This is a genomic window from Candidatus Synechococcus spongiarum, from assembly GCF_900047545.1.
Lineage (GTDB): Bacteria > Cyanobacteriota > Cyanobacteriia > PCC-6307 > Cyanobiaceae > Synechococcus_B > Synechococcus_B spongiarum_C.
Genome location: NZ_FITM01000073.1, coordinates 1 through 11,939 on the forward strand (window position 1 = coordinate 1; position 11,939 = coordinate 11,939).

At 63.3% G+C, this 11,939-nt stretch carries 14 protein-coding genes; 6 read left to right on the forward strand and 8 right to left on the reverse strand.

Translation table 11 applies throughout. The annotated features are described in order from the left end of the window. The first annotated feature begins 158 nt into the window (after nucleotides 1–158). Nucleotides 159–359, forward strand: coding sequence for a PH domain-containing protein (locus FLM9_RS08715; protein WP_074457167.1), 201 nt, complete (start codon nucleotides 159–161; stop codon nucleotides 357–359). 30 nt (nucleotides 360–389) lie between these two features. Here FLM9_RS08715 and FLM9_RS02845 read toward each other — a convergent pair whose 3' ends face one another. The 3 genes from FLM9_RS02845 to psaM all read right to left on the reverse strand — a co-directional run bounded on the left by FLM9_RS02845 (nucleotide 390) and on the right by psaM (nucleotide 1,973). Further along, nucleotides 390–1,445 (reverse strand): protochlorophyllide reductase, encoded by a 1,056-nt coding sequence (locus tag FLM9_RS02845; RefSeq protein WP_074457168.1) that lies wholly within the window; start codon nucleotides 1,443–1,445, stop codon nucleotides 390–392. Nucleotides 1,446–1,504: 59 nt separating this feature from the next. Beyond that, nucleotides 1,505–1,816, reverse strand: a complete 312-nt coding sequence (locus FLM9_RS02850; protein WP_074457169.1) for a hypothetical protein — start codon at nucleotides 1,814–1,816, stop codon at nucleotides 1,505–1,507. Nucleotides 1,817–1,880: 64 nt separating this feature from the next. Then, nucleotides 1,881–1,973, reverse strand: a complete 93-nt coding sequence (psaM, locus tag FLM9_RS02855) for a photosystem I reaction center subunit XII (RefSeq protein ID WP_046840327.1) — start codon at nucleotides 1,971–1,973, stop codon at nucleotides 1,881–1,883. Nucleotides 1,974–2,050: 77 nt separating this feature from the next. Between psaM and FLM9_RS02860 the strand changes: the two genes are divergently transcribed. Together FLM9_RS02860 and FLM9_RS02865 are read left to right on the forward strand one after the other, a co-directional pair. Next, nucleotides 2,051–2,431, forward strand: coding sequence for a phosphate signaling complex PhoU family protein (locus FLM9_RS02860; RefSeq protein WP_074457170.1), 381 nt, complete (start codon nucleotides 2,051–2,053; stop codon nucleotides 2,429–2,431). A 106-nt stretch (nucleotides 2,432–2,537) separates the two neighbouring features. Beyond that, on the forward strand, nucleotides 2,538–3,557 hold the full coding sequence (locus FLM9_RS02865; RefSeq protein ID WP_257242974.1) for a lipoyl protein ligase domain-containing protein: 1,020 nt from the start codon (nucleotides 2,538–2,540) through the stop codon (nucleotides 3,555–3,557). Here the strand turns inward: FLM9_RS02865 and FLM9_RS02870 are convergent. Next, on the reverse strand, nucleotides 3,524–5,164 hold the full coding sequence (locus FLM9_RS02870) for a 2-isopropylmalate synthase (RefSeq protein WP_074457171.1): 1,641 nt from the start codon (nucleotides 5,162–5,164) through the stop codon (nucleotides 3,524–3,526). The two genes, FLM9_RS02865 and FLM9_RS02870, sit on opposite strands and share 34 nt — an antisense overlap. A gap of 121 nt (nucleotides 5,165–5,285) precedes the next feature. On the opposite strand from FLM9_RS02870, the gene FLM9_RS02875 reads away from it, so the two are divergent. Then, a complete protein-coding gene (locus FLM9_RS02875; RefSeq protein ID WP_074457172.1) occupies nucleotides 5,286–6,869 on the forward strand; it encodes a glycoside hydrolase family 57 protein in 1,584 nt (527 codons plus the stop codon). Beyond that, a complete protein-coding gene (arsS, locus tag FLM9_RS02880) occupies nucleotides 6,839–7,801 on the forward strand; it encodes an arsenosugar biosynthesis radical SAM (seleno)protein ArsS (protein WP_074457173.1) in 963 nt (320 codons plus the stop codon). The genes FLM9_RS02875 and arsS overlap by 31 nt, the downstream gene beginning before the upstream one ends. A gap of 13 nt (nucleotides 7,802–7,814) precedes the next feature. Here the strand turns inward: arsS and FLM9_RS02885 are convergent, their stop codons facing one another. The 3 genes from FLM9_RS02885 to FLM9_RS02895 form a co-directional block, all read right to left on the reverse strand. Beyond that, complete coding sequence (locus FLM9_RS02885; protein WP_074457174.1) at nucleotides 7,815–10,064, reverse strand: RNB domain-containing ribonuclease; 2,250 nt, start codon at nucleotides 10,062–10,064, stop codon at nucleotides 7,815–7,817. A gap of 163 nt (nucleotides 10,065–10,227) precedes the next feature. Then, nucleotides 10,228–10,503: a TMEM165/GDT1 family protein gene (locus FLM9_RS02890; RefSeq protein ID WP_074457175.1), complete on the reverse strand. Its 276-nt coding sequence runs from the start codon at nucleotides 10,501–10,503 to the stop codon at nucleotides 10,228–10,230. Nucleotides 10,504–10,545: 42 nt separating this feature from the next. Beyond that, nucleotides 10,546–10,845, reverse strand: a complete 300-nt coding sequence (locus FLM9_RS02895; protein ID WP_074457176.1) for a TMEM165/GDT1 family protein — start codon at nucleotides 10,843–10,845, stop codon at nucleotides 10,546–10,548. Between the two features lie 114 nt (nucleotides 10,846–10,959). Here FLM9_RS02895 and psb30 point away from each other — a divergent pair, with 114 nt between their 5' ends. Continuing rightward, complete coding sequence (psb30, locus tag FLM9_RS02900; RefSeq protein WP_074457177.1) at nucleotides 10,960–11,067, forward strand: photosystem II reaction center protein Ycf12/Psb30; 108 nt, start codon at nucleotides 10,960–10,962, stop codon at nucleotides 11,065–11,067. Here psb30 and FLM9_RS02905 read toward each other — a convergent pair. Next, a partial coding sequence (locus FLM9_RS02905) for an NAD(+) kinase (RefSeq protein WP_102135459.1) occupies nucleotides 11,064–11,939 on the reverse strand: 876 nt, incomplete at its 5' end. The two genes, psb30 and FLM9_RS02905, sit on opposite strands and share 4 nt — an antisense overlap.

Below are 11,939 nucleotides of genomic sequence, written 5' to 3' on the forward strand. Positions count from 1 at the left end.
GCCCTACAGTTGTTGCAACAACAACATTTTGAATATGACGATCACGTCAATCCTTTCGCGACCGGCCGGGCTCTTGCGATCTTTCGCGAAGATGCTCCCCAGCAAAGCTTGATGATCAACAACTCGATGTAAGAAGCGGTCCATTCAGATGATCGATAATGCTTGTCAAAATCAAATCGGTCAAGCGAACTCGTGGCCTGCTGTCAGGTCCGGCACTGTCACTGGATCTGATGCAGATTCGTTATAAACATTTTGGCGGTTTCTGCCTGGTATTGATTTTCCCGGAGAATCATGACCAGTTTCTGGCAGACCTCGAGAACCGACGTAATTGCCTCTCACAACGGGCTCGGAGCACGTAACCATACGGACCCGAATGGGGGAGAAACCCCTCACCCACCGGCCTCCGTTTCAGCCATAGGCTCCACCGCCCCATCCTTCTTCCCCTCGGCCTCACCCCACTCCGCCACCAACTGGGCAGACAACTCCCAGAGTCGCCTGGCCAGGCCGGGATCACGCCCCTGCTCGGAGAGTTCCTGGACGAATTGCTGGCGCCCCCGCCGCTGGCGGTTGCCCCAACTCCAATGGACGCCAGAGGTGGAGAAGGCCTCGCCGCTCACCACATCTGCCACTCGCTCCCCCGCCATGGGCTGGCTCACGTAGCCCCCCGTAACAGTCTTCTGAAACCAGGGGAACACCTTCTGAAACACCTTGAAGCTGTGGCGGAACAAGGGGGAGTCTGCCACGCAGCCCGGATAGAGGGAGGCGAAGACCACGCCCGTCTGCTTATGGAAGCGGCGGTGCAGCTCGGTGACGGTGATCATGTTGCAAAGCTTGCTGTCCTTGTAGGCCTTGCCCGGTTTGAAGACTTTGCCGTTGGCCATGGTGACGGGCGCCCGGAAGCCTTCGGCGAAGCCCTTCAGGTCCCCCAGATCCGCCGGTGCGGGAATGGGGATCTTGCCGCCCAACTCCTTGGAATTGGCGGTTACCGTGCCCAGGATCACCAGCCGTTTTTGCACACCGCCGCTGCCTTTGCCACTGCCATCCCCCGCCAGCCTGTCCAGCAGCAACTGGATGAGCAGGAAATGGCCCAAGTGGTTGGTGGCCATGCTCAATTCGTAACCCTGTGGTGAAAACAGGGGCGCCTTCAGGGTGGGCATGTACACCGCGGCGTTGCACACCAGTGCGTCCAGGGGGGCGCTACCGGTGGCAACGGCTTGGGCAAAGGCCCGCACACAGCGCAGATCGGAGAGATCCAGGGGCAGCACCGCCACGGAACTGCGATCCAGGTCCAGCTCGTTAATGGCTTTCTCTCCTTTGGCAGGATCCCGCACGGCCATGACCACCGTCCAGCCCCGCTTCACCAGGGCTGCTGTCGTGTACAGGCCAATACCTGAACTGGCTCCGGTGACGATGGCTTGGGGTTTGGGTGAGGCGGTGGTAACCATGGAGCATGTTGAGAGAGGAAGCCAGGGACCCTGGTACTTGGGGGGACTCTGAAGGCCCCCTATGGTGAACCCGCACTGGGGTCTCCCGGATGTGCCGAGGAATCCCACACCACCCGCTGGCGACTGGGCACAGCCCATTGCCCTGCCCCCTCTCCGGGACGAATCTGGAAAAGATCGCCAAAGGCGCGGCGCGCCACGAGAAGGCGCTCCTGCTGCCGTGCATACTCGGCTTCCAGCTCCCGGCTGAGTACACGGGTGCGATGATGAGCTGTCGCCAGCTTGACGCAACTGATGGAAGCCACCAGGATCACGCCAAGCTTGATGCCCAGGCTCAACAGATTCAGGAGACGCTCGTCACGTTTCTGAGGCATGGCGTCAGGAAACCGACAACTTGCCCGAGGATTGGCCCGACAATTGGTGGGCGGAGGTCAGGCTTCAGGAGCGATACAATGCAACAGAAAGGCGAACGGCCAGCACAGCCGCGTGAAGAGCTACCACCAGGGCGATGAAAACTTGCGTTTGGTCCACAGATCAAGATGGGCAGAAATCGTGCTCATTCTCAGGCATGACAACCATGGCTTTTCAGTCCTGTTACAAGGCGTAGGATGAGACCTCTTCTTCGTCTGTTGCGGCGGCCGTTCCACGAGGAGCAACACAGCCTGAAGCTTCAGGTGTTGCGCCTTGGCTCCATGGTGGAGGAGTCTCTTTGCCTGGCCCGGGCGGTGCTGGTGGGTCCCAACCTGGAGTTGGCACCCCAGGTGCGGCCGGGGGACAACCGCATTGATTGCCTCTATCGGGAGTTGGAAGAGCGCTGGCTGTTCCTCCTGAGCCGCCGCACCTCCAAGCAGCGGCAGCCGCGCCAGTTGATCATGTATTTGCAAGCCATCCGCGACCTGGAACGCATTGGCGACTACTGCAAGATCTGGCCAGCACCGGTGAACGGCTCCTGCCTTACCAGCCCCTGGCGGTGCGTGACGGCCTGCTGATGGATTCTGGATCGCAGCCGCTCCCTGCTGGCCATGGCCCTTGAAGCCCTGAGTCGCAACGATGCCAGTGCCGGGCAATGGCTCATTGCCCTGGACGACCTGATGGATGCAGGACTATGCCACCATCTATGAGCAACTCACCAAAGGTCCCCTGCTCGAATCCATGCCACGGGAGGCTGTCGTCTTGACCGCCCTTGCGATTCGCGCCCTGGAGCGGTTGGCAGATCATGCCGTCAATGTGAGCCGTCGCATCAGCCATGGCGTTGCGGGGGGCATTGACAGGGGCCGGTCTCCTGCACGCCGTAAGTTGTGCCGTATCAATTCTCCAGCAGACGTGAGCACTCCAGTGGAGTTGGTGGTGTTGCCGGACATGGTGTTGCAGGGGGCCTGGCAGATGACCCTTGACCACTGGCTGCTCAAGGCTGTGGATGCTGGGGCGCTGGGGCCTGTGCTGAGGTTCTACCACTGGCCGTGGCCCTGTCTCTCCCTGGGCCGTCATCAGCGCTCCTATCCGGCGCCATGGGATGCCCTGGCCCGGCAGGGACACCTGGAGCTGGTGCGACGCCCCAGTGGCGGTTCGGCGGTCCTGCACGGCAGCGGTCTCACCTATGCCCTGGTGTTGCCCATCACCATGGTGTCGGGCCGCACCGGGGTGGAGCGCTATCGCTTCTGCTGCCGCTGGTTGCAGCAGGTCTTCGCCCAACTGGGCCACCCCCTGGTGTTTGGCCAGGACCCCGCCAGACTGGCCGGCAGCCATTGCTTTGACCGCGCCACCGCTGCGGACCTAGTGGGCGTCAAAGACGGCAACAAGCGGATCGGCAGCGCCCAGCGCCGAAGCCGGCACGCTCTGCTGCAACATGGGGAACTGGTGCTGCGGTCCATCCCCCCTGTGCTGTGGCGGCAGGTGTTTGGCCCTGCGGCAGTACCTGCGGCACTGCCGCTGCACCCCTCTAAATTGCCCAGCCTCCAACACCTGTTGCGTCAAGCACTCATGGAGCAACTGGGCCTCCGTCACTGGCGCCGTTGGCAGCCCAGCCCACAGACATGGACAGCCATGGGCCGGCTGCCCATGGAGCATGACCCGGTGGTGCCTCAGGAGGAGGCAGCCATGGCGGCATCCGGCTGAGATTCAGAAACCTCAGTGTGCTGGGGATGGGCGGACGGGTGCTGGCTGAGCACCAGGAGCCGGTTAATGGCGGCCACGAAGGCCTGGGCCGAAGCCACCACCACGTCGGTGTCCGCGGAATATCCGGAGCAGATCAGGTCCCCCTGGCGCAGGCGAATGGTGACCACCCCCAGGGCGTCAATCCCCTCGGTGACCGCCTGGATGCTGAACTCCAGCATCTCGTTGGGCACCTTCACCAACTCGTCAATGGCGCGACACACCGCGTCCACGGGACCTGTGCCAATGGCCGCCGTGGTGGCTTGCCCCCCCTGGCTGTCCTCCAGAGCGACCGTGGCGGTGGGGCGCAGGTTGGTGCCGCAACTCACCTGCACCAGCTTGAGGGTGTAGGTGGCGTCCACCTGCTGCGCCTGGTCACTGACGATGGTTTGCAGATCCAGATCGGTGATGTCCCGCTTGCGATCCGCCAGTTCCTTGAAGCGGCGGAAGGCCTGGTCGAGATCTTCGCGAGACAGGGTGTACCCCAACTCCTCCAGGCGGCTGCGGAAGGCGTTGCGCCCGGACAGCTTGCCCAGGCTGATGCGATTTTGCTTGAGACCGATGGTGCGGGCATCCATGATCTCGTAGGTGATGCGGTTCTTGAGCACACCGTCCTGGTGGATGCCGGACTCGTGGGCAAAGGCGTTGGCCCCCACAACGGCCTTGTTGGGCTGCACCAATATGCCCGTGAGGTTGGAGACCAACCTGGAGGTGCGGTAAATCTCTTCCGTGTTGATGGCCGTCAGGGACTCTTCACTGTCGGCGGGGCGACCCAGGAGGGGATTGAAAAACTGGCGGCGCACATGCATGGCCATGACCAACTCCTCCAGTGCGGCATTACCGGCCCGCTCCCCAATGCCGTTGATAGTGCATTCCAATTGGCGGGCGCCGGCCCGCACGGCCGCCAGGAAGTTGGCCACCACCAAGCCCAAGTCGTTGTGGCCGTGAACGGAGATCACTGCCTGATCTATGTTGGGCACGTGGGCGTCAATGCCAGCAATCAACTGGAAAAACTCTTCCGGCGTGGTGTACCCCACGGTGTCGGGAATGTTAATAGTGGTGGCCCCTGCGGAAATGGCGGCCTCAATCACCTCGTAGAGGAATTCCGGATCGCTGCGGGCGGCGTCTTCACAGGAGAATTCAACGTCGTCGCAGAAGGATGCGGCAATGGCCACCATCTCCGGCACGATCTCCAGCACCTCACGGCGGGTTTTGCGCAGCTTGTGCTTGAGGTGAATGTCGCTGGTGGCGATGAAGGTGTGGATGCGCTTGCGGGCAGCAGGGGCAATGGCTTGGGCACAGGCTTCAATGTCCCCTTTGGCGGCGCGGGAGAGTCCGCAGATCACCGGGCCGTTGTCTGTGCCCACCACCTGGGCAATCCGTTGCACTGCCGCAAAGTCCCCTTCGCTGGCGAAGGGGAAACCGGCCTCGATGATATCCACGTTGAGCCGAGCCAGTTGCTGGGCAATCACCAGCTTTTCTTCCAGGTTGAGACTAGCGCCCGGGGACTGCTCCCCGTCACGGAGGGTGGTGTCGAAAACAAGAACGCGCCCGGGATCCTTGGCCCGCATGGTCCCAGGCGGCGCAGGTGAGCGATGGGAAGACATCCTATGCGGAATCACTGTGAGTTAATGGATTCTAAGCCCATCGGGGCCAGCGCAGCGTAATCTTTAGACCGGCGCAGCAAAGGTCATGGCAGCGGGACACCTGGCACTGGTGCTGCATGGCCACTTGCCCTTTGTGCGCCGTCTGCAGGCGGGAAGTTTGCAGGAGGACTGGTTTCACCAGGCCGTGTTGGAGAGCTATCTTCCCCTGCTCCACCACCTGCAACGCAGCGCCGAAGATCCACGGCAGGCCCCGGCCCTCAGTCTCAGCCTCTCCCCCACCCTGCTGGCCATGCTGGCGGACCCGTTGCTCTGTGACCGCTTCCCCGGCTGGGTCGCCTGCCGTCAGCGGCTTCTGGAGTGGGCGCCCCCCGAGCACCACCATGCAGCCGCCCACCTGGGCCAACAACTGGAGGCCATGTTGGCGTTCTGGCGCCAACTGGGGGGGCGGTTAATCCCCGCGTTTCAAGAGTTGCAGCGGCAGGGGGTGCTGGATCTGCTTACCTGTGGCGCCACCCATGGCTACCTGCCGCTCCTACGTGAGCCCCGCTCCGCTGTGGTGGCCCAGTTGCGGATTGCGGTGGAGCACCACCGGCGCCATCTGGGCTGTGCCCCCCTGGGCATCTGGCTACCGGAGTGTGCCTACTTCGAGGGGCTGGACCGGCTGATGGCAGCGGAAGGGCTGCGCTACGCCGTTCTGGATGCCCACGGGTTGCTGCAGGCCCTGCCCCGCCCCCGCTACAGCATCTATGCCCCCATCTGCTCACCGGGGGCGGTGGCGTTTGTGGGGCGGGACAGCACCGCCACGCTGCCGGTGTGGTCGGCCCGGGATGGCTATCCGGGGCAGCCCTGCTACCGGGAGTTTTATCGGGATCTGGGCTGGGATTTGCCCCTGGAGCAACTGCAGGAGATGGCAATCCCCAATGCCCGCCCCCTGGGTCTCAAGCTGCACGCGGTTGGGCTGCCGTCCTGCCCCTTGGCGCACAAGCCCCCTTATGTACCTGAGAATGCGGAGGTCCAGGTTCAAGCGGATGCCGAGGACTACGTCCAAGGTCGGGTCCGGCAGTTGCGGCAGTTGCAGCTGGCCATGGGGGGAAGCCAGCCCCCCTTGGTGGTGGCCCCCTTCGATGCGGAGTTGTTCGGCCACTGGTGGTACGAGGGACCCCGGTTCCTTGCGGCCCTGTGGCGGGAGGCGCCCCACCATCAGATCAGGTTCACCACCCTGCGCCGTTGCCTGGAGGATTCCCCCCAATTGCAACTCTGCCGTCCAGCGCCATCCAGTTGGGGGCAGGGAGGCTACCATGCCTATTGGCTGAACGACAGCAACGCCTGGGCCATTCCCCTCTGGCATCGCTGCGGGCTGCGCATGGAAAGCCTGGCGGCCAGGCATGGACACCATGAGCAGAGGCAACACCTCTTGCGCCAAGCGGCCCGAGAGCTGTTGCTCCTGCAAAGCTCGGATTGGAGCTTCATCCTCCGTTCCGGCACTACAACGGATTTGGCCCGGGAGCAGATTCATCGCCACGTGGAACGCTTCCAAACGCTGGCCGATGCTTTGGATTCCGGCCAGGCCCCCCCGCCAGACTGGTTGAAAGCCGTGGAGGCAGAAGACAATCTATTCCCAGACCTGAATCTCGAGCCATGGTTGCCAGTACCTTCAACGTCCGCCTAGCCGCTGCGGGGCAACGCCTGGAGCGGGCCCAAGCGCTTCGTGTGCTGCAACTCAATCTTGGCCGCCTCTGCAACATGCGCTGCAGCCATTGCCATGTGGGGGCCGGTCCGGATCAGGGGCACACCCAGATGCCGTATGCCGTGGTCCGGCAATGCATCGTCGCCATGGACCGTCTCCAGCCCCAGTGCGTGGATCTCACCGGCGGCGCACCGGAGATGCATCGTCATTTTCGGGAGCTGGTGCTTGCTGCGCGGACACGGAACATTCCGGTGATTGATCGCTGCAACCTCACCATTCTGCTGGTGCCCGCCTACCAGGACTTGCCCCAATGGCTGGCGGACCACCAGGTGGAGGTGGTGGCCAGCCTTCCCCATTGGAGTCAGGAGACTTCTGATCGGCAGCGGGGGGACGGAAGCTGGGAGCAGTCTCTGGAAGCTCTGCGCCGCCTCCGGGCTGTGGGCTACGGCACTGGCGATCCCCAGCGCCAACTCACCCTGATGACCAATCCCGACGGGGACCGCCTCCAGCCCCTGTGCGACAAAATCACCGACCAGTGGCGCCAGAAACTGGCCAAACACGGGGTCACCTTTGACCAACTCATCGGCCTGACTAACATGCCCATTGCCCGCTTTCGGGACTGGCTGGTGGCGGCAGGCCGCCTGGAGCACTATCAGCAGGTGTTGGAAAATGCCTTTAACCCCTGCGCTGTCCGGGGGCTGATGTGCCGAGACACCCTGTCGGTTGCCCCCAACGGGCAACTCTATGACTGCGACTTTAACCAAATGCTGGACGTGCCCTTGCCGGGGCACACCATTGCCGACGTGATGCCAGAAACCTTGGCCGGGCGCAGCATCCACACAGGTGGCCACTGCTTTGGCTGCACCGCAGGCCAGGGCAGCTCCTGTGGCGGCGCCACCGTGGCAGGGCCTTGAGTTGGGGCATGGCTCAGGCTTGACCTGCCACCTCAGGGGGTTCAGCGGGAGAGGCTGTCGTCACCACCGCCAGGTCAATCTGGTTGCGAAGCACGTCCACCTTCTGAATTTCCACCAGGATGGCGTCCCCCAGCATGAACTGCCGCTCACTTTTGCGGCCCAGAAGACGATGTTGCCGGGCGCGGAATTCGTACCAGTCGTCCCGCAGGGCGCTGATGTGTACCAGACCCTCCCCATGGGTGGGGGGCAATTCCACAAACAGGCCGTAACTCTGCACGCCGCTGATCACCCCATTCATGGTTGCCCCCACACGGGACTCCAAGTGACGTGCCTGGCAAAGCGCGATCCAATCTGCCTCCACCACCGCCGCAAAGCGGCTGCGATCCAGCAGGTGTTGACAGAGGCCTGCCGCCAGGGCGTCCTTGAACGGCTTGCCGTAATCGGGAGACAGTACCTCCCAGGACACCTGATCCCGGCTCTGGTGGCTGGCCAGGTCCACGTCCTCCCGGTGGCTGCCGTCGTTGCGCTTGCCATGGCATAGGAGCGTGGTCAGCAGTTGCTGGTTGAACAGCTCTCCGTAGTGCAGTGCAGCACCAACAAACGGGGCATAGGCCTGACGTTCTCCCGCCGGCATGTAGGGACCCGGCTCCGAGGCAAAGGTGCAGGGCTTCACCACGTTGCGCAACTGCTGTTGCAGGGCACGGCTCCGCGCCACCGTTCGGAACGCCGCTGCCATGGTGGCTCCGTCCGGGGCGTTTCCGTCCTGCCCCAACTCCAGGTTACTCTCCAACCCCAGAGCGGTTCTGGCCACCCCGTTCAGATCGCCGGCCTCCGCAGGGGCGTTCTGTACGTAAAAAGCCGGTAGTTTCAGGGCTGCACAGTGGTGACCAAAGGCGCGGTTGGCCACAAGGGCCGCCTCCCGCAACCAGGCCATGGGCTCGTGGTCCTGGGCCCGGGGCAGCCAGCCCTGGAGCTTTTCGTCCAGGGTTACGGTTTGCAGATCCCCCACGGCTTTCAGGGCTGGCCGGCGCAAATCCAGCTCGATGGAGCCTGCGGCCAGGCGCTGCTGCCGCACTGCCTCCAGCACCGTGTGCAGTTGGCCGATGGTGTCCATGTGGGACTTCAGGTGTTGCAGCGGGGCAGGAAGCTGGAACCCCTGCCCCACCAACGCATGAAAGTCCCTGGCGTTCAGCAGCACGTGGGGTTTGATGCGGGAGCGGCAGAACCGGTAGCCCGCCAACGTGCCGTCGGGACCCAGGTCCAGCGCCACGGATACGGCAGCCTGTTCCTTGTCCACCGCAAATGTGGACGCCTTGACCAGCTTGGCCGACACCAGGCCTTGCCAACGGCGGCCCATGCAGATGGCCGCGCCTCGCTCCCGCATCCACAGGTCCACGTATCCCAACGCCGCAAAACGCTCTGCCAACGCCGGAGTGTGGACCCACAGTCGGCTGCCAGTGGCGGTGGTTTCCAGGGAAAGGGCGGGCAGTTGGGGTGCATCCGAGACGCCATAGACCTCCAACAGCAGGGTGGGCAAGGAGCGCAGGTCTTCCCGTTTCTGCAGATCCAGCGGCTGCAAAGTAGCGCGGCTGCGGGCGCTGCGACCGAAAATGCCGTGCTTGGTCTGGATTAGACGCTGATCCTGGTCCTCTCCGCCGCTGGTGGACAGGCTGCGGATGATGGTCCCCTGGGCCAGGTGTTGGGCGATGGGGAAGCGATCAAGGCGCACCTCCGCCGCCACCCCATGGTCGGATGGGTCCAGATGGCGGCTGTCGTCTTCCGGCAGTTGGATGGACGGCAACCGGTCATCCAGGGGCTGGGCAACGAGAAGACCGTGGTCACTGCGCTTGGGAACGGCGAGGAGGGTCCCGTGGGCCCGCTCCAGCACGCACTGCACGATCCCTTCGGGCGAACGGCGTCGTCCTCCTTCACGGACGATTTTGACTAGAACGCGATCCCCGTCCCAAGCATGATTCAAATGCTGGTCGCGGATATAAATGTCGCCGCCCCCTTCCCGGACGGCGAAACAGAACCCCTTGCTGGAGCTGCGCAGACGAGCGGGAACCAGATGGTCATGGGGTTGCAGATAGAGTTTGCCGTCCTGGTGACGCAGCAAACCCAGCACCTCGAGGGCCGTCAGGGCAATGTCCAGTTGGGTTTTCTCTGATTTTTTGCTGAGAGAAAGCTTTTTCTGAAGCTGGGTGATGGTTGTGGGCGTATCGGGATGAAGCTGACTCAACAGCTTCGCAACCGAGAACTTCATCGCGTGAGCAAATGTCTTGTGGAATAAACAAGCAGCCGGGATGGCAGGTGCTCTGTCGTAAAGGCTTGCGGCGGCCATGGGCGCAGCGGTGGCATGGCGCGTGGGGATTGATCCTGTGGGCCGGGGCAATGCCTCTGGTCAGGAGGAGGTGCTTGCGGGGAGATCACCTCTGGCCTCCAACATAAAGACGCACACCTTGGGCGAGGAAACCGACGCCTGCGGCCAGGTGTAGCCATGCAGGTGGCGCCACGGATGCCAGAGATTCTCCCACCATAACCCCCAACAGGCTGGTCAGGAGCAAAGCCGTCGTGCTGCCGAGGAAAACCATGAGTGGCCGCCCGGAGGAACTGCCCAGGGCCATGGTGGCCAACTGGGTCTTGTCTCCCAACTCCGCCAGGAGGATGGTCAGAAACGTGGAGGAAACCAGGGCAACATCCATGGAGTGCGGCAGTGTTCAGAGAACATTCTGATGATCTATGGATCACAGAACCGCATAAAATTTTATGCAAAAGAAGAGACCCAGCCCCACCATCAACACTCCAGCTCCCTGTTTGACCAGGTTGGGGGGCAGAACGCGCCCCAGCCATTGCCCCAGTAGCACGCCCAACAGGCTGGAGGTCACCAAGGCGCCGCCAGCCCCAAGGAACACCTGCCAGGGGTGGCCGGACTGGGCTGCCAGCATCAAGGTGGCCAGTTGGGTCTTGTCCCCCAACTCCGCCAGAAACACCGTAACAAAGGCGCCGACCAGCACCGCCAAGCGGCTTTTCTCGGATGAGGTCATGGCCAGACAGACGGGTCGGTGGCACTGTAAAGCCGCGTTACAGCCCGGCCCGAGGCCGGTGGACATTCCCATGGGCACCTAGGCTTGTTGCAGCTTCGACGGCGCTTCGCACCCATGGGCATTGATTTCGGTCTCATTGCTGGTTTCGTCTCCCTTGGCCTGATCTTCGTCGCCGGCCCTGCGGTGGTCTTCATCATCTTTGCCCGTCGCGGCGCCCTTTAAGCGCTCTCGCCCTTGGGCTTGGACACGTGGGGCAGGCCCCAGCCCAGCTTTTCCCGCAGCACCTGAAAGAACTCGTGCTCCTGGAGCCGCACGAAGCGGGCGCTGTGGGGGCAGCGTTGGATGAGCACCCGGTCTTCTGGCCACACGTAGCAACCCGCACTGCCATCCACCACCATCATCAAACGCTCCGGTGTGGCGGGAAACACCGTGACCGCTTCCTGGTCACTGAACACCAGAGCCCTGGAGGCCAGGGAGTGGGGTGCCACGGGCGTCAATTGCAAGACGGGAACCTCCGGTGTAATCACGGGACCCCCGGCGCTGAGGGCATAGGCGGTGGAGCCGGTGGGGGTGGAGAGAATGATGCCGTCCGCGGCAATGTCCACGGGAGCATGGCGGCCAATGGCCACCTCGAAGTGGCACATGCTGGTGAGGGGTTCCCGATGCAGGGCCATCTCGTTGAGGCAGAGCACCTCCCAGCGCCGCTGATCGCCCCGCAGCAGGGTGACCACCAGCATGGTGCGCTCCTCCACGCTCCACTGACCCGCCAGCAGTTGGGTGACGACGGTTTCCAGTTCGTGGAGATAGGCCTCGGCCAGAAAACCCATGTGGCCAGTGTTGATGGCCAACATGGGGACCCCGATGGGTGCGGTCTGCCGGGCCGCGGAGAGCACGGTGCCATCCCCCCCCAGCACGATGGCCATGGTGATGCCCGGGTGGAAGTTGCCGGGAACGCAGGAGTCGTAGCGGATCCCCCGCAGGGGACCCTCAGGGCTGGCAAAGCCCACAAGACCCCCGGCGCTGGCGGTGCGCTCCACCTGCCAGCCCGCCTTGGCAAACCGCTGGGCCAGCATCTTCGTTGCCGCCAGGGCCTT

Excerpts from the sequence above, each read along its gene's own strand:
- FLM9_RS08715 (WP_074457167.1), top strand. The coding sequence starts at position 159 with ATGCTTGTCAAAATCAAATCGGTCAAGCGAACTCGTGGCCTGCTGTCA.
- FLM9_RS02845 (WP_074457168.1), bottom strand. The coding sequence starts at position 1,445 with ATGGTTACCACCGCCTCACCCAAACCCCAAGCCATCGTCACCGGAGCC.
- FLM9_RS02850 (WP_074457169.1), bottom strand. The coding sequence starts at position 1,816 with ATGCCTCAGAAACGTGACGAGCGTCTCCTGAATCTGTTGAGCCTGGGC.
- FLM9_RS02860 (WP_074457170.1), top strand. The coding sequence starts at position 2,051 with ATGAGACCTCTTCTTCGTCTGTTGCGGCGGCCGTTCCACGAGGAGCAA.
- FLM9_RS02865 (WP_257242974.1), top strand. The coding sequence starts at position 2,538 with ATGCAGGACTATGCCACCATCTATGAGCAACTCACCAAAGGTCCCCTG.
- FLM9_RS02870 (WP_074457171.1), bottom strand. The coding sequence starts at position 5,164 with ATGCGGGCCAAGGATCCCGGGCGCGTTCTTGTTTTCGACACCACCCTC.
- FLM9_RS02875 (WP_074457172.1), top strand. The coding sequence starts at position 5,286 with ATGGCAGCGGGACACCTGGCACTGGTGCTGCATGGCCACTTGCCCTTT.
- arsS (WP_074457173.1), top strand. The coding sequence starts at position 6,839 with ATGGTTGCCAGTACCTTCAACGTCCGCCTAGCCGCTGCGGGGCAACGC.
- FLM9_RS02885 (WP_074457174.1), bottom strand. The coding sequence starts at position 10,064 with ATGAAGTTCTCGGTTGCGAAGCTGTTGAGTCAGCTTCATCCCGATACG.
- FLM9_RS02890 (WP_074457175.1), bottom strand. The coding sequence starts at position 10,503 with ATGGATGTTGCCCTGGTTTCCTCCACGTTTCTGACCATCCTCCTGGCG.
- FLM9_RS02895 (WP_074457176.1), bottom strand. The coding sequence starts at position 10,845 with ATGACCTCATCCGAGAAAAGCCGCTTGGCGGTGCTGGTCGGCGCCTTT.
- psb30 (WP_074457177.1), top strand. The coding sequence starts at position 10,960 with ATGGGCATTGATTTCGGTCTCATTGCTGGTTTCGTCTCCCTTGGCCTG.